The organism is Pseudomonas sputi (assembly GCF_021603585.1).
GTDB classification, from domain to species: Bacteria; Pseudomonadota; Gammaproteobacteria; order Pseudomonadales; family Pseudomonadaceae; genus Aquipseudomonas; species Aquipseudomonas sputi.
This window is the reverse complement of record NZ_BQHI01000001.1, coordinates 161,049-186,957: the sequence shown is the minus strand read 5'-3', so window position 1 is coordinate 186,957 and position 25,909 is coordinate 161,049. Positions and strand designations below refer to the sequence as shown.

The 25,909-nt window shown below is 61.3% G+C and carries 22 protein-coding genes and 1 pseudogene; 12 read left to right on the top strand and 11 right to left on the bottom strand.

Features of this window, described 5'->3' with window-relative positions:
• Nucleotides 1-44 precede the first annotated feature (44 nt).
• Entirely contained in the window at nt 45-1,274 is a 1,230-nt protein-coding gene (locus tag L6D81_RS00880) for an acyl-CoA dehydrogenase (protein ID WP_011334996.1), read from the bottom strand.
• Nucleotides 1,275-1,464: 190 nt separating this feature from the next.
• Here L6D81_RS00880 and L6D81_RS00875 point away from each other — a divergent pair, with 190 nt between their 5' ends.
• From L6D81_RS00875 to L6D81_RS00865, 3 genes are read left to right on the top strand one after another with little or no spacing between them, the layout of a single operon-like run.
• A complete protein-coding gene (locus L6D81_RS00875) occupies nt 1,465-2,409 on the top strand; it encodes a LysR family transcriptional regulator (RefSeq protein ID WP_236177523.1) in 945 nt (314 codons plus the stop codon).
• Nucleotides 2,410-2,464: 55 nt separating this feature from the next.
• Complete coding sequence (locus L6D81_RS00870; RefSeq protein WP_039767497.1) at nt 2,465-2,866, top strand: MerR family transcriptional regulator; 402 nt, start codon at nt 2,465-2,467, stop codon at nt 2,864-2,866.
• A gap of 29 nt (nt 2,867-2,895) precedes the next feature.
• A complete protein-coding gene (locus L6D81_RS00865; protein ID WP_236177522.1) occupies nt 2,896-3,795 on the top strand; it encodes a hydroxymethylglutaryl-CoA lyase in 900 nt (299 codons plus the stop codon).
• A gap of 594 nt (nt 3,796-4,389) precedes the next feature.
• Here L6D81_RS00865 and L6D81_RS00860 read toward each other — a convergent pair.
• The gene (locus L6D81_RS00860; RefSeq protein ID WP_236177521.1) at nt 4,390-6,087 is read right to left on the bottom strand and encodes an AMP-binding protein; all 1,698 of its coding nucleotides are present in this window, start codon (nt 6,085-6,087) and stop codon (nt 4,390-4,392) included.
• Nucleotides 6,088-6,288: 201 nt separating this feature from the next.
• Here L6D81_RS00860 and L6D81_RS00855 point away from each other — a divergent pair, with 201 nt between their 5' ends.
• From L6D81_RS00855 to L6D81_RS00840, 4 genes are read left to right on the top strand one after another with little or no spacing between them, the layout of a single operon-like run.
• Nucleotides 6,289-7,452 carry an isovaleryl-CoA dehydrogenase gene (locus L6D81_RS00855; protein ID WP_236177520.1) on the top strand — a complete coding sequence of 388 codons (1,164 nt, stop codon included), beginning with the start codon at nt 6,289-6,291 and terminating at the stop codon, nt 7,450-7,452.
• A 12-nt stretch (nt 7,453-7,464) separates the two neighbouring features.
• Nucleotides 7,465-9,072 (top strand): carboxyl transferase domain-containing protein, encoded by a 1,608-nt coding sequence (locus L6D81_RS00850; RefSeq protein ID WP_236177519.1) that lies wholly within the window; start codon nt 7,465-7,467, stop codon nt 9,070-9,072.
• 13 nt (nt 9,073-9,085) lie between these two features.
• Nucleotides 9,086-9,901, top strand: coding sequence for a gamma-carboxygeranoyl-CoA hydratase (locus tag L6D81_RS00845; protein WP_236177518.1), 816 nt, complete (start codon nt 9,086-9,088; stop codon nt 9,899-9,901).
• A complete protein-coding gene (locus L6D81_RS00840; RefSeq protein ID WP_236177517.1) occupies nt 9,901-11,850 on the top strand; it encodes an acetyl/propionyl/methylcrotonyl-CoA carboxylase subunit alpha in 1,950 nt (649 codons plus the stop codon). Before L6D81_RS00845 ends, L6D81_RS00840 begins: the two co-directional genes overlap by 1 nt.
• Before the next feature lie 39 nt (nt 11,851-11,889).
• Here the strand turns inward: L6D81_RS00840 and L6D81_RS00835 are convergent, their stop codons facing one another.
• Nucleotides 11,890-12,546: a LexA family protein gene (locus tag L6D81_RS00835; protein WP_236177516.1), complete on the bottom strand. Its 657-nt coding sequence runs from the start codon at nt 12,544-12,546 to the stop codon at nt 11,890-11,892.
• Nucleotides 12,547-12,675: 129 nt separating this feature from the next.
• Between L6D81_RS00835 and L6D81_RS00830 the strand changes: the two genes are divergently transcribed.
• Complete coding sequence (locus L6D81_RS00830) at nt 12,676-13,014, top strand: DUF6124 family protein (RefSeq protein ID WP_236177515.1); 339 nt, start codon at nt 12,676-12,678, stop codon at nt 13,012-13,014.
• A 159-nt stretch (nt 13,015-13,173) separates the two neighbouring features.
• On the opposite strand, the gene L6D81_RS00825 is transcribed toward L6D81_RS00830, so the two are convergent.
• On the bottom strand, nt 13,174-13,392 hold the full coding sequence (locus tag L6D81_RS00825; RefSeq protein ID WP_236177514.1) for a hypothetical protein: 219 nt from the start codon (nt 13,390-13,392) through the stop codon (nt 13,174-13,176).
• 97 nt (nt 13,393-13,489) lie between these two features.
• On the opposite strand from L6D81_RS00825, the gene L6D81_RS00820 reads away from it, so the two are divergent.
• Together L6D81_RS00820 and L6D81_RS00815 are read left to right on the top strand one after the other, a co-directional pair.
• The gene (locus tag L6D81_RS00820; protein ID WP_236177513.1) at nt 13,490-14,641 is read left to right on the top strand and encodes a M14 family metallopeptidase; all 1,152 of its coding nucleotides are present in this window, start codon (nt 13,490-13,492) and stop codon (nt 14,639-14,641) included.
• Nucleotides 14,642-14,787: 146 nt separating this feature from the next.
• A pseudogene (locus L6D81_RS00815) lies at nt 14,788-15,529 on the top strand (MFS transporter).
• A gap of 9 nt (nt 15,530-15,538) precedes the next feature.
• On the opposite strand, the gene L6D81_RS00810 reads toward L6D81_RS00815, so the two are convergent.
• The 5 genes from L6D81_RS00810 to L6D81_RS00790 form a co-directional block, all read right to left on the bottom strand.
• The gene (locus L6D81_RS00810; RefSeq protein ID WP_236177511.1) at nt 15,539-16,084 is read right to left on the bottom strand and encodes a cytochrome b; all 546 of its coding nucleotides are present in this window, start codon (nt 16,082-16,084) and stop codon (nt 15,539-15,541) included.
• A complete protein-coding gene (locus L6D81_RS00805; RefSeq protein ID WP_236177509.1) occupies nt 16,081-17,175 on the bottom strand; it encodes a catalase family peroxidase in 1,095 nt (364 codons plus the stop codon). The genes L6D81_RS00810 and L6D81_RS00805 overlap by 4 nt, the downstream gene beginning before the upstream one ends.
• Before the next feature lie 120 nt (nt 17,176-17,295).
• Nucleotides 17,296-18,060: an enoyl-CoA hydratase-related protein gene (locus L6D81_RS00800; protein WP_236177507.1), complete on the bottom strand. Its 765-nt coding sequence runs from the start codon at nt 18,058-18,060 to the stop codon at nt 17,296-17,298.
• A 49-nt stretch (nt 18,061-18,109) separates the two neighbouring features.
• Nucleotides 18,110-19,378 (bottom strand): hypothetical protein, encoded by a 1,269-nt coding sequence (locus L6D81_RS00795; protein WP_236177505.1) that lies wholly within the window; start codon nt 19,376-19,378, stop codon nt 18,110-18,112.
• Nucleotides 19,379-19,440: 62 nt separating this feature from the next.
• Complete coding sequence (locus tag L6D81_RS00790) at nt 19,441-21,015, bottom strand: amino acid adenylation domain-containing protein (RefSeq protein ID WP_236177503.1); 1,575 nt, start codon at nt 21,013-21,015, stop codon at nt 19,441-19,443.
• Nucleotides 21,016-21,274: 259 nt separating this feature from the next.
• Between L6D81_RS00790 and L6D81_RS00785 the strand changes: the two genes are divergently transcribed.
• Nucleotides 21,275-21,781 carry a sigma-70 family RNA polymerase sigma factor gene (locus L6D81_RS00785; protein WP_236177501.1) on the top strand — a complete coding sequence of 169 codons (507 nt, stop codon included), beginning with the start codon at nt 21,275-21,277 and terminating at the stop codon, nt 21,779-21,781.
• Nucleotides 21,778-22,530, top strand: a complete 753-nt coding sequence (locus tag L6D81_RS00780; RefSeq protein ID WP_236177499.1) for an anti-sigma factor family protein — start codon at nt 21,778-21,780, stop codon at nt 22,528-22,530. The genes L6D81_RS00785 and L6D81_RS00780 overlap by 4 nt, the downstream gene beginning before the upstream one ends.
• A gap of 5 nt (nt 22,531-22,535) precedes the next feature.
• Here L6D81_RS00780 and L6D81_RS00775 read toward each other — a convergent pair whose 3' ends face one another.
• Both L6D81_RS00775 and L6D81_RS00770 read right to left on the bottom strand, forming a co-directional pair.
• On the bottom strand, nt 22,536-23,513 hold the full coding sequence (locus L6D81_RS00775) for a Csu type fimbrial protein (RefSeq protein WP_236177497.1): 978 nt from the start codon (nt 23,511-23,513) through the stop codon (nt 22,536-22,538).
• Nucleotides 23,510-25,867, bottom strand: a complete 2,358-nt coding sequence (locus tag L6D81_RS00770; RefSeq protein WP_236177495.1) for a fimbria/pilus outer membrane usher protein — start codon at nt 25,865-25,867, stop codon at nt 23,510-23,512. The genes L6D81_RS00775 and L6D81_RS00770 overlap by 4 nt, the downstream gene beginning before the upstream one ends.
• Nucleotides 25,868-25,909 lie beyond the last annotated feature (42 nt).

Sequence of the window (25,909 nt, the reverse complement as noted above, 5' to 3'; positions counted from 1 at the left end):
CCCACGCTCTGCGTGGGAACGATCACCGATAACGCGCTTTTGGATCAGCGCTCGCTACGCAGCATTTCCTTCGGCACGTACTTGCCGATTTCGAACTTGCCGATCGCCGCGCGGTGCACTTCGTCCGGGCCGTCGGCCAGACGCAGGGTGCGTTGCATGGCGTACATGTAGGCCAGCGGGAAGTCGTTCGACACCCCGGCCCCGCCGTGAATCTGGATCGCCCGGTCAATCACCCGCAACGCGACGTTCGGCGCGACGACCTTGATCTGCGCGATCTCGCTCTTGGCGACCTTGTTACCCACGGTGTCCATCATGTACGCCGCTTTCAGGGTCAGCAGGCGTGCCATGTCGATTTCCATGCGTGAGTCGGCGATCTTGTCGACGTTACCGCCCAGACGCGCCAGCGGTTTGCCGAACGCGGTACGGCTCACCGAGCGTTTGCACATCAGTTCCAGCGCACGCTCGGCCATGCCGATCGAACGCATGCAGTGGTGAATCCGGCCCGGGCCAAGGCGACCCTGAGCGATTTCGAAGCCGCGTCCTTCACCGAGCAGGACGTTTTCGTACGGCACTCGTACGTTGTCGAACAGCACTTCGGCGTGACCGTGAGGCGCGTCGTCGTAACCGAACACCGGCAGTGGACGGATAATTTTTACGCCGGGGGTATCGACCGGCACCAGAATCATCGAGTGCTGGGCGTGGCGCGGCGCATCGGGGTTGCTCAGGCCCATGAAGATCAGGATCTTGCAGCGCGGATCACAGGCGCCGGAGGTCCACCACTTTTTGCCGTTGATGACCCACTCGTCGCCATCACGCACGGCACGGGCGGCCATGTTGGTGGCGTCGGAGGATGCGACGTCGGGCTCGGTCATGGCGAACGCCGAGCGGATCTCGCCGCGCAGCAGCGGCTCGAGCCAGCGCTGTTTCTGTTCTTCGTTGGCGTAACGCACCAGCACTTCCATGTTGCCGGTGTCCGGCGCCGAGCAGTTGAACGGCTCGGGGCCCAGCAGCGAACGGCCCATGATTTCCGCCAATGGTGCGTATTCGAGGTTGGTCAGGCCGGCGCCGAGTTCCGACTCAGGCAGAAACAAATTCCACAGCCCTTCAGCTTTTGCCTTGGCCTTGAGCTCTTCCATGATCGCCGTCGGCTGCCAGCGATCGCCTTCGGCAACCTGGCGCTCGAACACGGCTTCGGCCGGGTAAACGTAAGTGTCCATGAACGCGGTCACGCGCTCACGCAGTTCTTGCACCTTGGGCGAATAAGCGAAATCCATGAGCAATTACCTTCTTGGGCAGAGGTTGTTTAAGTCATGCAATCGATGCTAGAACAGCGTTGATAATTTACCTAGCCTATTCTCGGCGTGTATAAACATTCATCACCGATATATGATTGGTTGATTTTCCAGGCCGCCCTGACCCGCGCCATCCACCTATGACAAGCCCCTATAACAAGAGAGCCGCGTAATGAATCTGAGCAAGGTCGACCTCAACCTTTTCATCGTCTTCGACGCGATCTACACCGAAGCCAACCTGACCCGCGCCGGGCAGATTGTCGGCATTACCCAGCCAGCGGTGTCCAACGCCTTGGCGCGGTTGCGCGAGACCTTCAACGACCCGCTCTTCGTACGCACCGCCCAGGGCATGGTGCCCACGCCCATGGCGCAGAACATCATCGGCCCGGTGCGCAATGCGCTGTCGCTGCTGCGGGTATCGGTTCAGGAAAGCCGGATTTTCAACCCCTCGCAAGCGGTCAAGACCTACCGCATCAGCATGACCGACCTGACCGAAGCGGTGATTTTGCCACCGCTGTTCCAGCGCCTGCGTCGTCTGGCGCCGACGGTGATCATCGAAAGCTTCCTGTCCAAGCGCCGGGAAACCACCAAGGAGCTGGCCGCCGGACGCCTGGATTTTGCCGTGGATGCACCGCTCAACACCGATCCGCAGGTGCGCCACGTCAAGCTGATGGAAGACCGCTACGTCTGCGCGATGCGCAAGGGCCATCCGCTGGCGACCAAGGAAAAATTCACCCTCGACGATTACCTGTCGCTGACCCACATTCATATTTCCAGCCGCCGCAGTGGCCTGGGCCATGTCGATCTGGCGTTGGGCAAAATGGGTATCCAGCGCAAGATTGCCCTGCGTTCGCAGCATTACCTGATGGCTTCCCAGGTGTTGCAGCAGACCGACATGGTGATGACCGTGCCGGAGCGTTTCGCCCGCCGCCATGACCTGCATGCGTTCAATCTGCCGGTCAACGATGTGCCGCCAGTGGAAACCCATTTGTACTGGCACGAAAGCACCGATCAGGACCCGGCCAACCGCTGGATGCGCGAGCAGATGATCGAGTTGTGCCAACAAGTGACAGCCCACGAGAAGAAGCTCGATAAGGCGCAGGCGTCCGCGACTTGACGTAAACGTCAACCTGCCATTAGCTTAGCGCCAAGACCTTATTGCGAGCGCTTTCATGAGCAGCCAGACCTACAGCATTTCCGATCTCGCCCGCGAGCTGGACATCACCACCCGGGCGATCCGCTTCTATGAAGAACAAGGCCTGCTCAGCCCCGAGCGCCGAGGCCAGGAACGCATCTATTCGCCGCGCGACAAGGTCAGCCTGAAGCTGATCCTGCGGGGCAAGCGCATCGGTTTTTCACTGGCCGAGTGCCGCGAGCTGATCGAGCTCTACGACCCCTCCAGCGGTAACACCAAACAACTCAACAGCATGCTGGCGAAAATCAGCGAACGTCGGGCACAGCTTGAACAGCAACTGCTGGACATCGAACAGATGAAGCTGGAACTCGACACCGCTGAAGAACGCTGCGTGCAGGCGCTGGAGCAGACGCTCAAGAGTCAGCAAGTCGCGCAGTAGCCTCCCGATAATTACAACAGGTCAACGCCATGTCCCTCCCCTCCCAAGTACGCCTGATCGAAGTCGGCCCGCGTGACGGCCTGCAGAACGAAGCCCGGCCCATCAGCGTCGCCGACAAGGTGCAACTGGTCGACGCGCTGAGCGCCGCTGGCCTCGGCTATATAGAAGTCGGCAGTTTCGTTTCGCCCAAGTGGGTACCGCAGATGGCCGGTTCCGCCGAAGTGTTCGCGCAAATCCAGCGCAAACCCGGCGTGACCTACGGCGCGCTGGCGCCGAACCTGCGCGGTTTTGAAGATGCGCTGGCCGCCGGGGTCAAGGAAGTCGCGGTGTTTGCCGCCGCGTCCGAAGCGTTTTCGCAACGCAACATCAATTGCTCGATCAGCGAAAGCCTGGCGCGGTTCGCACCGATCATGGAATCGGCGAAACAGCACGGCGTTACCGTGCGCGGTTACGTCTCCTGCGTGCTCGGCTGCCCTTATGAAGGCGAGGTCGCGCCGGAGCAAGTGGCAATGGTGGCCCGCGAGCTGTACGCGATGGGCTGCTACGAAGTGTCGCTGGGCGACACCATTGGCACCGGCACCGCTGGCGCCACTCGCCGGCTGTTCGAAGTAGTGTCGAAGCAAGTGCCGCGAGAGAAACTCGCCGGCCACTTCCACGACACCTACGGCCAGGCCATGGCCAACATCTACGCCAGCCTGCTGGAAGGCATTGCAGTGTTCGACAGCTCGATCGCCGGCCTTGGCGGCTGCCCGTACGCCAAGGGCGCCAGCGGTAACGTCGCCACCGAAGACGTGGTGTACCTGCTCAACGGCCTGGGCATCGAGACCGGTATCAACCTCGATGCCTTGATTGCCGCCGGCCAGCAGATCAGCGCCGTGCTGGGTCGCCCGACCGGTTCGCGCGTGGCCAAGGCCCGTAGCGCACAGTGAGGGGGACGGTGTTACCGCTGAGTTCGAAACGTGGGCACAAGCGAGTAACACGGAAACAAATTGTCTGGTTTGAGCTGAAGGAAAAATCCCACCAAAAACTCAAGTCATTGATTTACAAGGATTTTTAAAAGTTGGCACGGCTTCTGCTATCTCTATGGCATAACAAGAATAAAAAGCAGCAAACCAATAAAAATAAGACGTACCGACTCTGACATAACAAAAACAACACGGCAGAGACGCAGCTAACAGATTTTTTTGGAGAAGGTGTGCTTTTCAGGGTATTCCTCGGAATGACCCGCAACCGGGCAGAGAACAATAAAACTACCCTCAGGTAGCTCCCGAATCGGTTGGATCGCTAGACGAGAAAGCAGATCAGCGCTCAAAAAAATACGTTTGCTCTTGACCCCGGATGGGGGTCGCCAAAAACAGCGGTAAAGGGCCACGGTTGCCAAAAACAACAACAGACCGACCCTCAATAATAAAAAGAGCACGCGACGACAAAATTAAAGGGGAGCTTCGGCTCCCCTTTGTGCTGTCTGCCCTTGCGAAATCCTGCTGGACACTGTGGGAGCCAAGCCCCCACAGGCCTAATCGTCAGCCCTCGTTACTGCGCAACTCCTCGATACTGATCTCGCGCATCCGGAATTTCTGGATCTTGCCCGTTACCGTCATCGGAAATTCCTCCACAAACTTGAAGTACCGCGGCGTCTTGAAGTGGGCGATGCGCTCCTTGCACCACGCTTGCAGCGCTTGTTCGGTGGCGCTGTGGCCGGGATGGAATTTGATCCAGGCGACGATTTCCTCGCCGTAACGCGAGCAGGGAATGCCGATCACCTGCACGTCCGCCACCGCTGGGTGGGTGAAAAAGAACTCTTCCAGTTCACGCGGGTAAATGTTCTCGCCGCCACGGATGATCATGTCCTTGTTGCGGCCGGCGATGCACACATAACCCTCGTCATTCATGCTCGCCAGGTCGCCGGTGTGCATCCAGCCCGCCGCGTCGATGGCTTCGGCGGTGGCATTCGGGTTGTTCCAGTAGCCGAGCATCACGCTGTAACCACGGGTGCACAGCTCGCCGATGGTGCCACGTGGCACCGGATGACCGGCCTCGTCGATGATCTTGCTTTCGAGTTGCGGCTGGGTGCGGCCGACGGTGGTGACGCGCAGTTCCAGTTCGTCGGATGGTCCGGTCTGCAGCGACACGGGGCTGGTTTCGGTCATGCCGTAGGCGATCTGCACTTCGCTCATGTGCATTTCGTTGATGACCCGGCGCATCACTTCGATCGGGCAAGTGGCGCCGGCCATGATCCCGGTGCGCAAGGTCGACAGGTCGAATTCGGCACGTTGTGGCTGATCAAGCATGGCGATGAACATGGTTGGCACGCCGTACAGCGCGGTGGCCTGCTCTTCGGCGACGGTGCTCAGGGTCAGCAACGGATCGAAGGCATCGCTGGGATAAATCATGGTACTGCCGTGGGTCATGCAGCCGAGGTTACCCATGACCATGCCGAAGCAGTGATACAGCGGCACCGGGATCACCAGGCGATCAGCAGCCGTCAGGCCGAGGCTTTCGCCGACCATGTAACCGTTGTTGAGGATGTTGTAGTGGCTGAGCGTCGCGCCCTTGGGGAAACCGGTGGTGCCGGAGGTGTACTGGATGTTGACCGGTTGATCGAAGTGCAGGCTGTCGCTGCGTTCACGCAATTGTACTGGCGAGACACTGGCGGCCAGATCGGCCAGTTGCGACCACGGGAGAAAACCCGAGGGCGGCCGTGGATCGAGGCTGATCAACCCGCGCAGTTCCGGCAGGCGCTCGCTGCGCAGTTCGCCGATGGATTGCTCGGCCAGTTCCGGCAGCAAGCCTTGTAACATGCCGTGGTAGTCGGAGCTCTTGAACGCACCCGCGCAGACCAGCCATTGGCAACCGGATTGCTTGAGCACGTATTCGAGTTCGGAGCTGCGGTAGGCCGGGTTGATGTTGACCAGGATCACGCCGATCTTCGCGGTGGCGAACTGCGTGATGCACCACTGCGCGCAGTTCGGCGCCCAGATGCCGAGCCGGTCGCCGGCCTGCAAACCCAACGCCAGCAGCGCTCTGGCATGCACGTCCACCGCCTCGGCCAGTTGCCGCCAGGTGTAACGCAGCTGCTGATGGCGCACCACCAGCGCCTCGCCGTGCGGGCACTGCACGACGGTCTCGTCGAACTTCTGCCCGATGGTCATCGCCAGCAAGGCTTTGTCCTGGGAACCGCGGGTATAGCTGCGCTGCGGGTTTGCACTGGGTTGATCCATGACGACCCCTATTGTCTTTATTAGTGGGTGTTGGACCGGAGCCATGTCAGCTCCGACCACTCAGAACTGGCTCTACTCTCGCTCAAGTTGACGTTAACGTAAAGGGTGATTGACAGCCATTCGTCACAGGCTTACGTTAACGTAAAGGTGAGAGCCGAACCGCCGCCCTCCCCACCCTACAAAAAAGTCAAAAGGTGACCCATGAGCTACCCATCCCTGAACTTTGCCCTCGGTGAAACCATCGACATGCTGCGCGATCAGGTTCAGTCCTTTGTCGCCAAAGAGATCGCCCCGCGTGCCGCGCAGATCGACAGCGACAACCTGTTCCCGGCCGATCTGTGGCGCAAGTTCGGCGACATGGGCCTGCTCGGCATCACCGTGCCGGAAGAGTACGGCGGCGCTGGCCTGGGTTACCTGGCGCACGTCGTGGCGATGGAAGAAATCAGCCGTGGCTCGGCTTCCGTGGCGTTGTCCTACGGCGCCCACTCCAACCTCTGTGTCAACCAGATCAACCGCAACGGCAACCACGAACAGAAAACCAAATACCTGCCGAAACTGATCAGCGGCGAACACGTTGGCGCTCTGGCGATGAGCGAGCCGAACGCCGGTTCCGACGTGGTCTCGATGAAGCTGCGCGCCGATAAACGCGGCGACCGTTTCGTGCTCAACGGCAGCAAGACCTGGATCACCAACGGCCCCGACGCCAACACCTATGTGATCTATGCCAAGACCGACCTGGAAAAAGGCCCGCACGGCATCACCGCCTTCATCGTCGAACGTGACTGGAAAGGCTTCAGCCGCAGCAACAAGTTCGACAAGCTCGGCATGCGCGGCTCCAACACTTGCGAGCTGTTCTTCGATGACGTCGAAGTCCCGGAGGAGAACATCCTCGGCGTGCTCAATGGCGGCGTGAAAGTGCTGATGAGCGGCCTCGATTACGAACGCGTCGTGCTGTCCGGCGGCCCGACCGGGATCATGCAGTCGTGCATGGACCTGATTGTGCCGTACATCCACGACCGCAAGCAGTTCGGCCAGAGCATCGGCGAATTCCAGCTGATTCAGGGCAAAGTCGCCGACATGTACACCCAGCTCAACGCCAGCCGCGCCTACCTCTACGCCGTGGCCCAGGCCTGCGAGCGCAACGAAACCACGCGCAAGGACGCCGCTGGCGTGATCCTCTACACCGCCGAGTGCGCCACGCAAATGGCCCTCGACGCGATCCAGATTCTCGGCGGCAACGGTTACATCAACGAATTCCCGGCCGGCCGCCTGCTGCGTGACGCCAAGCTGTACGAAATCGGTGCCGGCACCAGTGAGATCCGTCGCATGCTGATCGGTCGTGAACTGTTCAACGAAACCCGCTAAACGGAGCTGTCCATGGCTATCCTGCATACCCAGCTCAACCCCCGTTCAGCGGAGTTCGCCGCCAACAGCGCGGCGATGCGCAAACAGGTCGACGCCCTGCACACCCTGCTCGCCCAAGTGGCCCAGGGCGGCGGCGCGAAAGCTCAGGAACGGCACACCTCGCGCGGCAAACTGCTGCCGCGTGAGCGGATCAACCGCCTGCTCGATCCGGGCTCGCCGTTTCTGGAAATCAGCCAGTTGGCCGCCCACGCCGTGTATGGCGAAGACGTGCCGGCCGCCGGCGTGATTGCCGGGATCGGTCGTGTGGAAGGCGTCGAGTGCATGATCGTCGCCAACGACGCGACGGTGAAAGGTGGCTCGTATTACCCGCTGACCGTAAAGAAACACCTGCGCGCCCAGACCATCGCCCAGCAAAACCGACTGCCGTGCATTTATCTGGTGGACTCGGGTGGCGCCAACCTGCCGCGTCAGGACGAAGTGTTCCCGGACCGCGAGCACTTCGGGCGGATTTTCTTCAACCAGGCCAACATGAGCGCCATGGGCATTGCGCAGATTGCGGTGGTCATGGGTTCCTGCACCGCCGGCGGCGCTTACGTGCCGGCGATGGCTGACGAAGCGATCATGGTGCGCAATCAGGCGACGATTTTCCTCGCCGGCCCGCCGCTGGTGAAAGCCGCGACCGGTGAAGTGGTCAGCGCCGAAGACCTCGGCGGGGCCGATGTGCACTGCAAGACGTCCGGGGTCGCCGACCATTACGCCGAAAGCGATGAACACGCCCTCGCCCTCGCCCGCCGCAGCGTCGCCAACCTCAACTGGCGCAAGCTCGGCGAAGTACAGCAGCGCACTCCGATTGCGCCGCTGTACGCCAGCGACGAGTTGTACGGCGTGGTTTCGGCCGACGCCAAACAGCCGTTCGACGTGCGTGAAGTGATTGCGCGGCTGGTCGACGGTTCGGTGTTCGATGAATTCAAAGCGCTGTTCGGGACGACGCTGGTGTGCGGTTTCGCTCATCTGCACGGATACCCGATCGCGATCCTCGCCAACAACGGCATCCTGTTCGCCGAAGCCGCGCAAAAAGGCGCGCACTTCATCGAACTGGCCTGCCAGCGCGGCATCCCGCTGCTGTTCCTGCAGAACATCACCGGCTTCATGGTCGGCCAGAAGTACGAGGCTGGCGGCATCGCCAAGCACGGCGCAAAACTGGTGACCGCGGTGGCGTGCGCCAAGGTGCCGAAATTCACCGTGATCATCGGCGGCAGCTTCGGCGCCGGTAACTACGGCATGTGCGGGCGGGCCTACGATCCGCGCTTCCTGTGGATGTGGCCAAACGCGCGGATCGGCGTGATGGGCGCCGAACAGGCGGCCGGCGTGCTGGTTCAGGTCAAGCGCGAGCAGGCCGAACGCAGCGGCCAAGCGTTCAGCGCCGAGCAGGAAAGCGAGATCAAGCAACCGATTCTCGACCAGTACGAAGAGCAGGGTCACCCCTACTACTCCAGCGCACGGCTGTGGGACGACGGCGTCATCGACCCGGCGCAAACCCGCGATGTGCTGGCCCTGGCCTTGTCCGCGTCGTTGAACGCGCCTATCGAACCGAGCCGCTTCGGCGTGTTCCGGATGTGATCGGGAGAACCTCATGAGCGACTTCAACACCCTCGAATTGCAGAGCGATCCACGGGGTTTCGCGACCCTGTGGCTGAGCCGCGAAGAAAAGAACAACGCGTTCAACGCCGAGATGATCCGCGAACTGATCCTGGCGCTGGACAAGGTCGCCAGCGACGCCAGCCTGCGCTTTCTGCTGGTACGCGGACGTGGCAAGCATTTCAGCGCCGGCGCGGATCTGGCCTGGATGCAGCAATCGGCCGAACTCGATTACCACACCAACCTCGACGACGCCCGGGAACTGGCGGAGCTGATGTACAACCTCGCCAAACTGAAAATCCCGACCGTGGCCGTGGTGCAAGGCGCGGCGTTCGGCGGCGCGCTGGGCCTGATCAGTTGCTGCGACATGGCGATTGGCGCCAACGACGCGCAGTTCTGCCTGTCGGAGGTGCGCATTGGCTTGGCGCCGGCGGTGATCAGCCCGTTCGTCGTGCAAGCCATCGGCGAGCGCGCGGCGCGGCGTTATGCGCTGACGGCCGAGCGTTTTGGCGGGCAACGGGCGCGGGAAATCGGCTTGTTGGCGGAAAGCTACCCAGCGACCGAACTTGAGCAGAAAGTCGAACAATGGATCGACAATCTGTTGCTCAACAGCCCCGCCGCCATGCGCGCCAGCAAGGACCTGTTGCGTGAAGTCGGCAACGGCGCGCTGACCCCGGCCCTGCGTCGCTACACCGAAAACGCCATCGCCCGTATCCGCGTCAGCCCGGAAGGCCAGGAAGGCTTGCGGGCCTTTCTGCAGAAGCGTCCGCCGAACTGGCTAGCCGCAACCACCACCAAGGAGCCGCGTTGATGAGCGCACCTGTTCTCACCACCCTGCTGGTGGCCAACCGTGGCGAAATCGCGTGCCGGGTCATGCGCACCGCCAAGGCCCTGGGCCTCACCACAGTCGCCGTGCACAGCGCCACCGACCGCGAAGCGCGGCACAGCCGTGAAGCGGATATCCGCGTGGATCTGGGCGGCAGCAAAGCGGCCGACAGTTACCTGCAAATCGACAAACTGATCGCAGCGGCCAAGACCAGCGGCGCTCAGGCGATTCATCCGGGGTATGGCTTTCTGTCGGAAAATGCCGGTTTTGCCCGCGCGATCGAAGCGGCCGGCCTGATTTTTCTCGGCCCACCCGCCTCGGCCATCGACGCGATGGGCAGCAAGTCCGCCGCCAAAGCGCTGATGGAAACCGCTGGCGTGCCGCTGGTGCCGGGTTATCACGGCGAAGCTCAGGATCTGGACACCTTCCGCGATGCTTGCGAGCGCATCGGCTATCCGGTGCTGCTCAAGGCCACCGCTGGCGGTGGTGGCAAGGGCATGAAGGTCGTTGAAGACGTCAGCCAGTTGGCTGAAGCGTTGGCCTCGGCCCAGCGTGAAGCGCAGTCGTCGTTCGGCGACTCGCGGATGCTCGTGGAGAAATACCTGCTCAAGCCGCGCCATGTGGAAATCCAGGTGTTTGCCGATCAGCATGGCAATTGCCTGTACCTGAACGAGCGCGACTGCTCGATCCAGCGTCGGCACCAGAAGGTCGTCGAAGAGGCGCCGGCACCGGGTCTGAGCCCGGAGCTGCGTCGCGCGATGGGCGAAGCGGCTGTGCGTTCGGCGCAGGCCATCGGTTACGTCGGTGCCGGCACGGTGGAGTTTCTGCTGGATGCTCGCGGCGAGTTCTTCTTCATGGAAATGAACACGCGGCTGCAGGTCGAACACCCGGTCACCGAAGCCATCACCGGGCTCGATCTGGTGGCCTGGCAGATTCGCGTCGCTCGCGGCGAAGCGCTGCCGATCACCCAGGATCAGGTGCCGCTCAACGGGCATGCGATTGAGGTTCGGTTGTATGCGGAAGATCCGTCGAATGATTTCCTGCCGGCGACCGGGCGCCTGGATCTGTACCGCGAATCCGCCGCAGGCGCGGGGCGCCGAGTGGACAGCGGCGTTGAGGAAGGCGACGAGATTTCGCCGTTCTACGATCCGATGCTCGGCAAGCTGATTGCCTGGGGCGAGGATCGTGAACAGGCGCGTTTGCGGCTGCTCAGCATGCTCGATGAATTTGCGATTGGCGGGCTGAAGACCAACATCAACTTCCTGCGGCGGATCATCGGTCATCCGGCGTTTGCGGCGGCCGAGCTGGATACCGGGTTCATTCCGCGCTATCAGGAGCAACTGTTGCCAGCGCCCGCTGCGCTGAGCGATGAGTTCTGGCAGGCGGCGGCGCAAGCTGTTGCGCAGAGTCTGCCGGGGATGGCTCGGGCGGATGATCCGGCTTCGCCTTGGGCGCTTCACAGCGGTTTGCGCGCGGGTCTGCCAAGTGAAGTCACTCTGCATTTGAGTTGCGAGGGGCAGGATCGGGCCTTTACCCTCGGTGCTGGCGGCAATGCAAAACTGATCGGCGAGCAACTGGTGGTCGAGCACGACGGGCTGCGTCGACAGCGGCGGGCGATTCGTCGTGGAGAGGTTGTGTATCTTCAATGGGACGGCGAACTGCGACGCGTTGAAACGTACGACCCGATCAGCGCAGTCGAAGCCAGTCACAGCCATCAGGGCGGTCTGACAGCGCCGATGAACGGCAGCATCGTGCGGGTGCTGGTGGAGGCCGGGCAATCGGTTGAGGCCGGTGCGCAATTGGTGGTGCTCGAGGCGATGAAGATGGAGCACAGCATACGCGCGCCCCATGCTGGCGTGATCAAGGCGCTGTATTGCCAGGAAGGCGAAATGGTCAGTGAAGGCAGCGCTCTGGTCGAGCTGGAAGAGGTTTGAAAGGAGGATCGATCCTACGACTGGCGAGGATCGATCTGACTAGTATTTGGCGGTTGCCTGAACCACAACACCGATGATTCGGCACTCGTCGGTGAACAAGGCTTTCGGCCAGGTCGGATTGAGCGGCACCAGGTAACGCTGGCCGCCCTCTTCGATCAGTTTGCGGAAAATCGCCTCGTCGCTGTCCGGCCACTGGGCAATCACCAGTTTGCCGGGCTCGGCCTCCAGTGCCGGATCCACCAGGATCATCATCCCCTCGCCGATGCTCTGCCCGGTGGGCGCGGTCATCGCGTTGCCCCTCACCGTGAGCCAGAACGCCGGGCCACGGGCGTGGTAATCCGTCAGTTCGAAACGTCGCTTGTCCTTGGCACTCGAATACGCTGGCTGGCTTTCGCGGGCCTCGATCGGCGCATTCCACTCGCTGACCGGATAGCGAAAGTAAGGGTTGTACTTCTGCGCCAGGGGCATTTCGTCATCCGCATCGACCTGCGGCTCGCGAATCACCACCGCGACTTCGAGATACTCCATGCCCAGCGCTTTGAGCACGCGGTTCATCTGCGTGATGCCGGGCTCGCGGCGCTTGTTCAGCCAATGGCCGATACCGCCCTGAGACATGCCGACGCGCTCGCCGAGTTCGACTTGAGTGACGTTGAGTTCACTCATTTTGGCCTTGACCAACTCAATCCATTTATCCATGTGCGGCACCATACGTGGACGCCTGCGGCCGGCAAAACACATATTGTAGTATTTAAATTCTGGTCACAAATACTGATAGTACTATTCTTGGGTCACGGATTTGAATCGACCAAGGAGTGACCTTTCACCATGAATATCACCAGCAAAGACATGCCCGACCTGCAAATGGACACCACCTTCACGTCCCCGCAAGGGTGCGCCGCTGCACAACGGGCGTTGGACTATTACTTGAAACCAGCTGTGTCAGAACCGGATGTAGAGGAACGCTTCTTCGGCGTGAACAGCAACCTGAGTGGCGAAGAATCCCTGGTCCACGCCTCAGACCTGCTGCGATGTGCAGCAGCCACGGCATTCAAGGCGGCGGACAGCTTGCAGGGCGTCAATCGGGATCTGGCATTTTCGGTCGTGCACATGGTGGACATGGCGCGGGCGATGGTTGATCACTCGCTCGATGGCGCAGTTCGCTGAAGACAGGTATACGGACGGGAAAGAATTTTCCAATCGCGCAGATAAAAACATTTGACTTGCAAATGATAATGATTACTATTGCAAGCAACTGGTCGCGAGATCAGTCGATGGACCAGAGACCTTAGGTCGGTCTTCTGGACTATCTCCTCATCAGGCTAATCACGGTTTTTGACCCGGCTTTTTGCCGGGTCTTTTTTTTGCCAGTTTTCTGGCTTGTAGCTTCAGGCTAATGAAGTCTTTGGGTGCTGCAAATTCGATGGCGCGGATAATATCAAAAGAATATTGCTTGGCAAGCGAACCCCGGCCACATTGGGGCGAAGTAATGCCAATTAGCACTTGAGAATCAATCGCACAGCTACTAAGCTGCATCCGCGTCACGGAAGACGCCCCCCGCCACAACCCGCAATTTCCCTCGGTTTCACCCCTGTCTTGCGTGTAAAGTAGCCGCCATAAAAATCATATTCAGGAACCGATTATGACCGTGGCCAAATCTTCGTTCGACATCAGCGCCAACTTCGACAGCGGCAACATCCAAGTCATCGACATCAGCAATCCACTCAACCCGGTGCTGGCAATTCGGCCAGATACCCGCAGCGCCCATTTCCAGTGGTTCCACTTCAAGGCCAGCGGTCTGCACGTCCATCAGGAACACTGGTTTCGCCTGGTCAATGCCAGCCAGTCCTCCTATAACAAAGCCTGGACCGGCTATCAGGCGGTCGCTTCCTACGACCACGTCAACTGGTTCCGCATTCCGACCCAATTCGAAGGCGACAGCCTGCGCTTCTGCCTCGAGGCCGAGCAGACCCACGCCTGGTTCGCCTACTTCGAACCTTACAGCCGCGGCCGTCATGACTGGCTGATCGAGCAAGCGCTGACCAAGGCCGGAACCGAACTGCTGGCCACCGGCAAAAGCGTCGAAGGCCGCGACATCCAGCTCCTGCGCAAAGGCACCGGCGCCGAAGGTCGACGCAAGATCTGGATCATCGCCCAGCAGCATCCGGGCGAACACATGGCCGAATGGTTCATGGAAGGCGTGATCGAACGCCTGGAACAGCATGACGATCCAGTGCTGAACAAACTGCTGGCCAGCGCCGATCTGTACCTGGTGCCGAACATGAACCCGGACGGCGCCTTCCACGGTCACCTGCGCACCAATGCCATGGGCCAGGACCTGAACCGCGCCTGGCAGAACGCCAGTCAGGAAGTCAGTCCGGAAGTCCTTTTCGTACAACAGCAAATGGAAAAGTACGGCGTCGATCTGTTCCTCGACGTACACGGCGACGAAGAAATCCCCCACGTATTCACCGCTGGCTGCGAAGGCAACCCCGGTTACACCCCGCGGATCGAAAAACTCGAAGAGCACTTCCGCAGCCATCTGAAGCACACCACCAAGGACTTCCAGACCCAATACGGCTACACCCGTGACGAACCGGGGCAGGCCAACATGACCCTGGCCTGCAACAGCGTCGGACAGAAATTCGACTGCCTGTCACTGACCCTGGAAATGCCGTTCAAGGATCACGACGACGCGCCGAACCCGCTCACCGGCTGGTCGGGCAAACGCTCGAAGCAACTGGGCAAGGACGTGCTGACCACCATCGCGGACATGGTCGACACCCTGCGCTGATCGCCCCTGATATGCGCTTCACAAAAGATCGCAGCCTGTCTGCGATCTTTTTTTTGCGCCGACGTTTATTCAATCAGGTTGCAAATCAAAACCGGATTACTTACCGTCATTCAAGTTTCAACTTGAAACCTGAAAGTAACCGGGACATGAAAAATGCAACGCTCGATAAAGGTGTCGTGCTGCTTTTCGCCATCGCCTGCGGCCTCGCGGTGGGCAACGTGTATTACGCCCAGCCGCTGCTGGATGCGATGGCCGAAGCCTTCGAGATGTCGCCGGGCAGTATCGGCATCGTCATGACCTTGACCCAGGTCGGCTACGGCATCGGTCTGTTATTGCTGGTGCCCCTTGGCGACCTGCTCAACCGCCGACGGCTGATCGTCATGCAAACGCTGTTGTCCGCCGCTGTCGCTTTCCCACAGTGAAATCGGACTGTTCGGACTCGCTGGCGCGGCAGGCGCACTGGCCGCAGCCAGAGCCGGACACCTCGCGGATCGAGGATTGGGGCAATGGGTCAGCGGTCTGTCGCTGCTGCTGATGCTCGTTTCGTGGCTGCCGATCGCACTGACCCAGTCTTCGTTGTGGGCGCTGCTGCTTGGCGTCATCACCCTGGATCTGGGCTTGCAGGCCGTGCACGTCACCAGTCAGAGCATGATCTACAGCGTTCGCCCGCAGGCGCAAAGCCGACTGACTGCCGGCTACATGCTGTTTTATTCAATCGGCAGCGCGCTGGGTGCGATCGCCTCGACGGTCATGTACGCCTGGGCAGGATGGCCGGGTGTCTGCTGGCTGGGTGCCGGAATCAACATCGTCGCGTTGCTGTACTGGTGGCGAACGCTGGCACCGCAACAGCGTGGCGAGCAGACCTGCGCGCTCGCCACGTCGGATTAACGTCCACGGTCAGTTGCGATTGCGTCCCCGCAACATGCTGTCGAGCACCTCGTCACGGCGCACCCAGCCATGGAACAGCGCCGCCGCCAGGTGCAGCAGCACGGTCAGGAACAACAAATACGCCAGATACCCGTGAGCCTTGCGCAGCAACGCAAACACCTGCGCATCCGCCGGCACGATCGACGGCAATTGCAGGGATGTGCCGAGCATCACCGGATCCCCTGCCGCGCTGATCATCGCCCAGCCCAGCAGCGGCAACACCAGCATCAGCGCATACAGCAACAGATGAGAGGCCTTGGCCGCCATCACCTGCCAGCCCGGCAGATCCGCCGGCAGCGGTGGTTGACGGGTGCCCAGTCGCACCACAATGCGCACGATCACCAGCAGCAGAATCGCGATACCCAACGGTTTGTGCAGATTGATCAACCATTCATGCCGCGCCGACACGGAGGTCACCATGCCGGCACCGATGAACAACATCGCGATGATCATCAGCGCCATCAACCAGTGCAGCAAGCGCGCCAGCGGGTTGAAATGGGTCGGTTGCGTGCTCATGGGCGAGCCTCCTTTTTGCCGGTGGGCAGTTGGCTGACTTCGCTGGTGCGACGCAGGTAGGAATCGGCGTAACCGGCCGAGCGCGCGGCCAGCAGCGGGTCGTCGGAACCCTGGATGCCGGCGGGCAGCACCAGCGGGTCGTAGTTGATATCACGGCATTCGCCGCTGAGCTGCGGCTGGGTCTTTTCCAGCACCAGAGTGCCCGCGTTCAACACCTTGCGGTCGGCGGGCCAGGCCTTGCTCGCATCGTTCACCGGATCGTCCGCGTTGGCCAAGGTGATGTTCAACTGAAAGCGCAGCGGCCCTTCAGCCAGACGTTGCACCAGGTCTTTCTCAAGAAAATCGCTGCCTTCAGGCGCAGTCGCACCGGCAGCGTCCTGGGCCAGAGGTGTCATGCCCCAGCGCACCGCTTGCTTCTTGCCGCTGGCATCCACCAGATAGAACGCATTGACGCTGTTGTAGGTTTCGGTCGCGTAACTGGCCGAGGGCTTGGCCGTTTTTATCCAGGTCAGAAACGGCACGGCTTCCGGGTGTGCGGCAAAAAATGCCGGCACCTTGGTCGGATCCGGCTTGCCTGTCGCCGGATCCGGCGATTGCGCCTGCTGCAACTGATAGAACGCCTCGGGCGTGCCGACCGGGAACACCGGCATGCTGTTCATCCCGGTGCGCCACTGCTGACCGTTGGCCTGAGTGAAACGCAACGCCAGACTGCGGATCGGTACGGCGCTGTCTGGCGCATACGGGCTGCCGGCCGGCAGCGCAAAGCGCCCGACCACCGGCGTGCGCGGCTCGTTGAACACTTGCGCGACGGAATACGGGCGAGCCTCGCCGCTGCTCTCGAAATACCCAATCACGCAAACGCCTTTGGCGTGATTGCGGCGAAAGCCGGGATGCACGCCGTTGTTCTTTTCCAGCACGTCGACCAACGCTTTCGGCGTCAGGCGTTGTGGGTCAAATGAACCATGTACGTAGGCAAAAGCCCCGGCCAGGGCGGCGACCACTAGGGCGATTCCGCCAAGTCGCAATACCAGGCTCGGGGCACTCAGTGACGGGTGTTGAGGCCCGCCGGGCGGTGAGCTGCGATCAACCATGAAAGACTCCAGGGCCATCGGCCATAGGGAAAGGTGCTATGAGACGCACGTCTCGTAGGATTATTCCCTCTGAACTGTAGTTTCTTTCATGCAGTGGCGTCGGAGTCCAATCGCCGCGGGCTAAATCTGATCGAAACGCGGCTCGCGCTTCTCCAGAAACGCCTGCATGCCCTCTTTCTGCCCGGGTGTCGCGAACAGGCCGTGAAACGAGCGTCGTTCAAACAGAATGCCTTCACGCAATCCCGACTCGGACGCTCGGTCCACAGCCTCCCGGGCGGCCCGTGTCGCCGTGCGGGGAAAACCGCCGATGCGCTGCGCAATGTCCATGGCCTGCGTCAGCACTTGATCGGCTTCTGTCACCCTCGACACCAACCCCGCCTGCTCCGCTTCCCGGGCGGACATCGTGCGACCGGTCAGTATCATGTCCATGGCTTTGGCACGGCCAATCAATCGGGTCAGGCGTTGCGTACCACCCATGCCCGGCATCACCCCCAACGTGATTTCCGGCAGTGCGAATTTCGCAGATTCGGCCGCCACGATCACGTCGCACATCATTGCCAATTCGCATCCTCCACCGAGCGCGAATCCCGCCACTGCGGCGACTTTGGGCGTGCGCAGAGCGGCAAACGCATCCCATCCGGCGAAATGATCTTCCTCGATCATTTCCCGACAGGATTTTTCGTACATCTCCTTGATATCGGCTCCGGCAGCAAAATAATCCTGGGTACCGGTGATGAGGAAACATCCGATACCCGGTTCACTGTCCAGCGGTTGCAAGGTCCCCAGCAGTTCGCGCATCAGTGATGAGTCGAGCGCATTCCGTGCCTGCGGGCGGTTGAGGCGGATCAGTACCACGGGGCCGTACCGTTCAATCAATAGGTTCATTCGCAATCTCTTTGAAAAATGAAGTGAGTGGGAAAACACCGACGCGCTGTCAGGAATCCCAGATCGCGCCGTAGGCCGGAATACCTCGGGATTCCATTTCCTCGACCACGCGTTCGGTCAACTTCTGGTTGGAAATACAGATCACCGCCTCCGCACCGTGGGCACGAACGGCGGCATACGCCAGCGCCACCAGATCCGGTTTGCCCAACCGGTCGGTGTCCCAGATATGGGCATCGGGTTGTGCCTGCAGGATTTCCTCCACCAGCGCATCACCATAGGTCGCGCGCGGGCTGCGGGTAGACCAGATCAGGTGGATCGGCACTTGCCGCGCCAACAGATGCGGCAGCACAGGGCCAATGCCACTGCCGGTGGCGACATACACCACTGACTTGAACAGGGTTTCGATATGGGCGACGCCTGCCGTGGTGATGCCCTTGACCCAGACATGGGTTGGCGGCTGCTCGATCAACTGCCCGGTCCAGTCGCCGGCCCGGGAAATGATCAGGCGAAAACCCTGTTCGTCAGGTGCAGGAATGTTGGCAAACGAGTGCCATTCCCACAGCGGATGGCGACTGATGGCGGTGGAAGATCCGGCGAACGGCGTGAGGTGATTGAACCGGGCAATCACTGCATGCGATGACGGTTTGACCAGCGTCACTGGCACCTTGCGCAGGCGCAACCAAGGCAAGGCAATGCTGAGTGTCAGGATCGGCAGCATCCAGAACGAAACGGATGTCAACAGGACCTGCGCCAGGTCTGCCGAAGGATTCCTGTCCCGCGCAAACACCAGCGTCATGACCCAGAACAGCAGCAGCGCCGCCCAACCGGCGAACCGGTGGGTGCGCTCGAAAGCGTTGTGAAACCGTGAACGAATTCCCGGCAACGCCATGATCGCCATCAGCAGCAACAATCCCAGCAGCCCGGCGCTGATGGTCAGCAACGTCAGCGAAACCCCAGCCACCCCTTGGGTCCTTTGCCAGATCATCGAGCCGAGCAGTGCCACGAACCAGGCAATCGCAGCCATCGCCCCGCCACTGTGCAGCCCACCGAAATGGTAGACCTTGGCCAGCGAACGACGAATCGCCAACGGCCAGCTCGTCGGGGCCCGGGTCGCCAGCCAGAACAACAGATTGATCACATATTGCTGACGAATCAGGATCGCCATCGACAGATTCGCCAACACCAGCTGCGACAATGCCTCCAACGCAATCCCCGAGGCCGGCCACCACTGACCGACGGTCACTCCGTACACCAGCGCCCCGACGTTAGCCAGCAGCACCAGCGCTACCAGGCGGTTGTAGTGCGAAAACAAGGGCATCGTTCCCAGACGCCGCCAAAGCGGCCTTCGAGGTGGCAGGGCAAAAGCGTCATCGACCTGAGTCATTGCCCTGCCTCCTCAGTGGTGGCAACGAGCTGTGCCTGATACGCCTGAGCCCGCTCAAGCAGCAAGCGTTTATCGACCTTGCCCCTTGAGGTCAGCGGGATGTCGTCCACCGGCAGAATCATCGAAGGCACGCAGTAATAGGCCAGACGCTCCTCGCAACGGCGTCGCGCTTCGTCGGTATCCGTTGAAGCGGGATAGACGAACGCCACCAGATGACGGTTATCGAACTTCAAGGTCACCGCGCGCTCGCAGCCCGGTGCAGACTCCAGCGCCGCCGATACCGAGTCCAGTTCAACGCGAAAGCCCCGAACCTTCACCTGATCGTCCACTCGGCCCAAGTGTTCCAGTTCGCCGTCAGTGGTCCAGCGTCCCAGATCACGGGTACGAAACATCATGCGTCCCTGCCCCAGAAACGGATCGAGCCGATAACGTTCGGCAGTCAGCGCTGGATTGCCCAGATACCCGGCCGTCACACAATCGCCGCCGGCCCACATTTCGCCCTGTTCACCCGGCGCGCACAGTTGGCCCGATTCATCCAGCACGTACACGGTGTTGTTGGGCGTTGGCTTGCCGATCGTCAACGGGCCCACGCCTCGGTAGTGCTGCATGGTATTGACGATGGTGGTTTCTGTAGGGCCGCAAGCATTGTAGAAATCGCAAAAGGACGCCCAGCGATCGGCCAGGGGCTGCGGGCACGGTTCGCCGGCCAGCGCCACCACTTTCACTTGGCTGCAGCGCGCCGGATCCAGCGTGGCGAGAATCGATGGCGTCGCGATCAGCACGTCACACTGCTCGGCGGTTTCGGCAATGTCCTTGCCCCGGATCAGCAGCGTCGCGCCATGGGCCAGACAGCCGAGGATTTCCCAGGCAGCCATGTCAAAGGCGATATTGAGGATCTGCCCGACGTTCATGCCCGGCCCCATGCCGAGATTGCCGGGGCCGGTCAGCAGAATGTTGCAGACATTGCGTTGGGTCACCCTGACACCATTGGGCTGACCGGTCGTACCGGACGTAAACAACACAAAACACAAGGCATCCGGTGACGAAATATCCTTTCCCACATTGACGTCATCGACAGCCGAGCCCGGCGAGTCGATGAACGTATCCAGATGAATGCAATGCTGCCCGGCCGTCAGGGGAATCGCATGGGCCAGCGTTGAAAGCGTCAACACCACCTGCGTCGAAGCAACCGACATGATGTGGCTCAACTGCGGGGTCGGGGTAATGCCGACATGCTGTGGAATATAAGCGGCCCCCACCTTCAAGGTCGCAAGCATGCCCACCAGCATCGGGATCGAGCGTTCGACGAAAAGTGCCACGTGATCGCCCGGTGCTACGCCATGGCTCGACAACAATCTGGCCAACCGGTTGGCCTGGCGATTCAACTCGCCGTACGTCAGGCTCCGTCCCTGAAAGCGTGCGGCCACCTGCTGCGGGTGTGTCGCCGCCCGCGCCTCGATCGCACGGTGGATCAACGAGAACTCAGGCTCGGCCATCGGGCCGCAGCCGAATGTCCGCCAGGCCTCAGGGCCGACACTCGGTGCGGGGGGATTCATTACGATTGCGTGCATTTAAAACATCCCTTTTTTGCTCAAGTCATCGTTTCAGCCGCTTCGGCCACCGATTGCCTGCTGGCGACATCGGTGGCTGCCTGCGCTTGTCGGACAGGTTGAGCCGGGGGATTTGAATCCATTACACGCACTACAGAACGCGGCGAACTTTCCTACGTCGCCAGTAATGAAATCTTTCAGCTTCTGGAATGGAATAAGCTGTGTCGAGAGGCGTCTTTCCTACCACTACCGCGCTTGTGGCCCAGAACATGTCCCTGTCATGAATACACTCGACGAGCAATTACGCGATCTGATCCCCAGATTGCGCCGCTTCGCACTGTCGTTGACACGCAACAGCAGCAGCGCCGACGACCTGGTACAGGCCAGCCTCGAGCGGGCGCTGTCGGGGTGGGGCGATAAACGCGCCGATGGCGATCTGCGCGCCTGGCTGTTTTCGATCCTGTACCGGCAGTTTCTCGATGCGCATCGGCGTTCGCGGCGCTATGCGCGGATGCTCGAATTCTTCACCGGCCGCGATGACGCCGAGCCTTCGGTGGAACGCACGGTCATTGCCCAATCGACCTTGAAGGCCTTCGACCGACTGCCCACCGAACAGCGCGCGCTGCTGCTGATGGTGTCGGTGGAAGGCCTGACCTATAAGGAGGTCGCCGAGATTCTTGGCGTCCCCACCGGCACCGTGATGTCGCGCCTGTCCCGTGCTCGCCAGGCCCTGCGCCAGCTCAGCGACGGGGAAATCAGCAGCCCTTCCTTGCGGATACTCAAATGATCAGTCTGCCCCCCAACGAACGTGACCTGCACGCCTACGTCGACCATCAGCTCAGCGAGGCCGACCGGCATGTGCTGGAAACCTGGCTCGCCAGTCACCCGGACGAAGCGGCGCAGGTTCGCGCCTGGCAACAGGACGCCCAGCACCTGCGCGCCGCCCTCGGCGGTGCCTTGCAGCAACCGAACAATCCGGACCTCGATCCGGCGCTGATTCGCCAGCGACTCAAGCGCCAGTCGCGTCGCCAGTGGGCCAGCGCGGCAGTGCTGTTGATTGCCGTCAGCCTCGGCGGTGTCGGTGGCTGGAAAGCCCGGGACATGACCGTGTTTCATCCTCCGGCACCGATGACGGATGCTTTGCAAGCGTACCGTTTGATTGCTCAGCAAGGGCTTCTGCCGGCGGACTACAAGGTCGAGGACGACGGCAATATCCAGCGCTGGCTCGATCGTTATTTCACTCAGGCCAATCGCCTGCCGGATCTGACGGCGGCCGGTTTTGCACCGGTCAGCGGCCGTCTGCTGAGCACCGATGAAGGCCCGGCGGCGATGGTGATGTATGAAGACCAGAGCGGGCACAAGGTCAGTTTCTACGTGCGTCCGCCGGGACCGAAAAATACCTTTCTGCCCCGGGGCAGCCGCCAGGACGGGGATCTGCAGGCCGAGTACTGGTCCGGCAAGGGTTACAACTACGCGATGGTCAGCCCGACCGATACCCCGGCGGCGAAAATGCTCAAGCAATCTCTGAGCTTCTAGCCGGTTCAGAACCCTACATCCAGCACCACATTGTCCAAGTAGGTTCCGGCGGGCGGTGTGGTCTGGTCAGTGTAGATTTTCGCGTTGTAATTGAAGATCTGGCTGCCGGTGCCCAGACCGTTGCCGGGGTTGACCTCGGCATCGCTGCTGGCCCGGCGGGCCGCGCCGACGCTGCCCCAACGGGTGGTCCCGGCACTCTTGAAAATGTCGTAGGCCAGATAGTTGCTACCGGAAATCATCCGCCGCCGTCCGCCGACACTCAGCGCATTCTGCCCGTCGTTCAGACCCACGGTGTAGGCACTGCCCTTGGTGCAGGCGAGGTTGATGGTCTGCCCGGTCACCGGGGTGAACGCACTGACCACCGGCGCGCTGCCGAAAGCGATGTTCGGCGCGGTAATGGTGCAGTCGTTGGCCACTGTCAGGTTGACCGTCAGCGTCGTGGTGCCGCTGTTGATGTCGCGACCCAGGCAAAGCCCGCCGACACCTATGCCCGAGCAGTAATTCCAGCTCCAGAAGATGCTCAGGGTCTCGCTGTACACCCCCGCCGCCACATTGCTGCCGACGGTGGTGCCGAAATAGAGCGGAACGGTTTTCGGCACGGTGCCGGCCAGCAATCCCAAGGCATCGATGATGCCGTTGCGGGCGAAGTCATAGGCGGTGCCGCGCGTCAGCGGATAACTGGTGCTGTTGTTGGCGTAGATCGTGTAACCGATCACATCGCCCGAAGGCCCGAGCAAACCGCTCTGGGTCGAGGTGACGGTGGCCCAGAAATGGTCATTGTTGGTCAACAGCGACAGCAGCGAACCGGTGCAACTCAGCCCCCCGTTCAAGGTGGAACTGGGTTGCGAGGTGGTGCGCACGGCGATCGAACTGATCGTCCCGAACCCGGCCGGCGTAGTGGGGACCACCGAACACAGCGCCTGCGCCAGCCCCGGCAGCAGCAACAGCAACAGCAGCCACAGAACACGCCGCGCCCGGATCATTGGCACACCAGCGGGCCGATCAGCGGCACTTCGTTCTGCTGCAGATCGACGCTGAATTGCGCCTGGCAGAGCTTGCCGTCCGCAAGTGTCACTCGCAGCGAGTTTTGTGCCTGGAGATTTTCCAGATAGACCAGCCCGTCCCAGCCGACCACTGTCCGAGTGCCGCTCTGCTCGTGCAACACGCCACTGCCCAGCGGCAATTGCTTTTGCTGCGCATCCACCAGCACGATGCTCGCGGCAATCACCCGGCTCAGCGGAAACTCCAGCAGATAGCCGCTGCCCCGGCGCACGGCAACACGTTGCTCGACATTCGGACTGCGCACGTTGGCCGGCAGGTTCAGCGGATCGATTTCGTACTTGCCGCGGTAATAGGCACTGCTCCACGGCACCAGCAAGTGGCCATTGCGGTCGGTCTGGCCGACCTGCTGGTTCTCGTAACGCACCGGAATGTCCGCGTAGCCGTCGGTGCTGACCACCACGAACGCATCGTCGATACGGTTGGCGGCGAACACTTGATCATCCATCCACACCAGCGAACCGCTGGCATCGGCCCAACGGGTTTCGGCGTCGGACGTCCCGTAGACGCCGGCCTGCAACTGCACCGATTGCAGGCGCCAGGTCACGTCCGCCTGGCGGTAATCGGCGCCGTCGCCCTTGGCATAGCCGAGATTGAAGCCCACCCCGCCCTCGGACGGCACGGCGCGGCTGTAGTTGACCCGTTGCTGCGTCTGCCCGGTCTTGCTGCGTTCGCTGCTGATGGCCAGGCTGCCGCGCAGGTCGAACGGAATCACCCATTGCGCCTGCACCGCCCAGTGGCTGTCACCGATTTCGCGGTTGGCCGACAGGTAGAAACTGCTGTTGCGCCACAGCGGTTTGCTCCAGCTCAGGTTGAGCAGCCGCGTACGGGTTGCGTCCGCCGCGCGAATATCGAAATAACCGACGCCGAGACTGCCCCAGCGTTCGAGGTTGAGGCTCAGGGTCGCCTGCTCACTGCGCCGACTGAGCGTGGTGTAGGAACTGTCCACAACCGTCAGGTCGGCATACCGGTCGCGACGTTGCAGACGCTGGTAGGAAAAGCTGTAGCGCTGACCGCTGTATTGATAACCGAGGCTCACTTGCTGACCAGCGTCGCCGTCGAAGCGACTCTGGCTGATCGCACCGTTGAGCACCCCGAAATTACCCAGTCGCAAGTTACCGCCCAATCCTCCGAGAGTCAGGGTATCCGCCGCTTCGGCATGACTTTCCAGAGTAAAGATGTCGCTGACGCCATAGCGCAGACTGCCCGAGGTCACGCCCGGCCCGTAGCTGAAATCCTTCAGGCCGTAATCGCGGCGCAGCGTGCCGGCGGCCACCGAAAAATCGCTCAGGCCTTTTTGCAACAGGCTGCTGGTGACGTAGAACGGCACCGTGGTCGACACCTGCCGGCCCAGCGCATCGGTGGTCACCACCACCGCTTCGCCCGCGCCGTTGATGAACGGAATATTGGTCAGGGTGTACGGCCCCGGTTGCAGATCGGTGCTACTCGATTTGTAGCCGTTGATGAACAGATCCACCGAGGACGGCACGGCCGCTTCCCCGGCAAACTGCGGCAGCGGGTAGGTCACCAGATCCGGACGCACCGCAAAATCCCGTGAGAACTGCACGCCGCCCAGCCGTACCGAACTGCTCCAGGGCAAGGCGCCGCTGACCACGTCCCCGGCCTCGTAGGTCAGCATCCGCTCGTCATCGGAGTAGCGCCAAGTGGTGTCGTAACGCAGATAGCCGTTGTCCAGCGTACTGACTGCATCCCCTGACAACGTGCGGCGATATTGCCCGGTATTCGACAGCGTGCCCCAACTGTCGAACAGCCGCACCTCGTTCCATGCCGCCAGATAAGTGCCGGCATCGTCGGTGTCATTGAGGTACAGGTCATAGTTGAACAAGGCGCCGAAACTGCTCAGCGCCGGGGTGCGCGGATAGACTTCGCGATTGCCGATGAACTGCTCCGGCAGCCAGTCCGGCGGCACGTCGAGCAGCAAGCGCTGGCTGACACTGTCGTAATCGCTGTGCAGGCCCGGCAGGCCGTCGAGATCGACTTCGGCACCGGCCTCTTCCGGCAACTTCATGCCGGTGTCGCGCAATACGCTGGCCGGCAGGAACAACCGCCCGCCGCGCTGCTCCACCGCCACCACGCGACCGGTATTCATCTGGTTGACCACCAGTTCCAGAAACAACTGTGCATCACTCACGGCCTCCATGCCGCTGGGAGGCGGCGGCAGTTCGCCGGCCCCGGATGGATGAATGAACATCAGGCACCACGCGCCGGTCATGAGCCACAACGGACGCTGAATACGTCGAGCCCATCCTGGACTCATTAGCGTGTTACGTCCGTCAATGGACTGCTTCCTCCTGATACC

Bases quoted from the DNA above. Each gene is read 5' to 3' on its own strand.
- L6D81_RS00865 (WP_236177522.1), top strand. From the start codon at position 2,896: ATGTCCCTCCCCTCCCAAGTACGCCTGATCGAAGTCGGCCCGCGTGAC.
- L6D81_RS00855 (WP_236177520.1), top strand. From the start codon at position 6,289: ATGAGCTACCCATCCCTGAACTTTGCCCTCGGTGAAACCATCGACATG.
- L6D81_RS00805 (WP_236177509.1), bottom strand. From the start codon at position 17,175: ATGGTTGATCGCAGCTCACCGCCCGGCGGGCCTCAACACCCGTCACTG.
- L6D81_RS00810 (WP_236177511.1), bottom strand. From the start codon at position 16,084: ATGAGCACGCAACCGACCCATTTCAACCCGCTGGCGCGCTTGCTGCAC.
- L6D81_RS00860 (WP_236177521.1), bottom strand. From the start codon at position 6,087: ATGGATCAACCCAGTGCAAACCCGCAGCGCAGCTATACCCGCGGTTCC.
- L6D81_RS00850 (WP_236177519.1), top strand. From the start codon at position 7,465: ATGGCTATCCTGCATACCCAGCTCAACCCCCGTTCAGCGGAGTTCGCC.
- L6D81_RS00870 (WP_039767497.1), top strand. From the start codon at position 2,465: ATGAGCAGCCAGACCTACAGCATTTCCGATCTCGCCCGCGAGCTGGAC.
- L6D81_RS00800 (WP_236177507.1), bottom strand. From the start codon at position 18,060: ATGAACCTATTGATTGAACGGTACGGCCCCGTGGTACTGATCCGCCTC.
- L6D81_RS00845 (WP_236177518.1), top strand. From the start codon at position 9,086: ATGAGCGACTTCAACACCCTCGAATTGCAGAGCGATCCACGGGGTTTC.
- L6D81_RS00795 (WP_236177505.1), bottom strand. From the start codon at position 19,378: ATGCCCTTGTTTTCGCACTACAACCGCCTGGTAGCGCTGGTGCTGCTG.
- L6D81_RS00770 (WP_236177495.1), bottom strand. From the start codon at position 25,867: ATGAGTCCAGGATGGGCTCGACGTATTCAGCGTCCGTTGTGGCTCATG.
- L6D81_RS00820 (WP_236177513.1), top strand. From the start codon at position 13,490: ATGACCGTGGCCAAATCTTCGTTCGACATCAGCGCCAACTTCGACAGC.
- L6D81_RS00835 (WP_236177516.1), bottom strand. From the start codon at position 12,546: ATGGATAAATGGATTGAGTTGGTCAAGGCCAAAATGAGTGAACTCAAC.
- L6D81_RS00875 (WP_236177523.1), top strand. From the start codon at position 1,465: ATGAATCTGAGCAAGGTCGACCTCAACCTTTTCATCGTCTTCGACGCG.
- L6D81_RS00880 (WP_011334996.1), bottom strand. From the start codon at position 1,274: ATGGATTTCGCTTATTCGCCCAAGGTGCAAGAACTGCGTGAGCGCGTG.
- L6D81_RS00840 (WP_236177517.1), top strand. From the start codon at position 9,901: ATGAGCGCACCTGTTCTCACCACCCTGCTGGTGGCCAACCGTGGCGAA.
- L6D81_RS00780 (WP_236177499.1), top strand. From the start codon at position 21,778: ATGATCAGTCTGCCCCCCAACGAACGTGACCTGCACGCCTACGTCGAC.
- L6D81_RS00790 (WP_236177503.1), bottom strand. From the start codon at position 21,015: ATGCACGCAATCGTAATGAATCCCCCCGCACCGAGTGTCGGCCCTGAG.
- L6D81_RS00775 (WP_236177497.1), bottom strand. From the start codon at position 23,513: ATGATCCGGGCGCGGCGTGTTCTGTGGCTGCTGTTGCTGTTGCTGCTG.
- L6D81_RS00785 (WP_236177501.1), top strand. From the start codon at position 21,275: ATGAATACACTCGACGAGCAATTACGCGATCTGATCCCCAGATTGCGC.
- L6D81_RS00830 (WP_236177515.1), top strand. From the start codon at position 12,676: ATGAATATCACCAGCAAAGACATGCCCGACCTGCAAATGGACACCACC.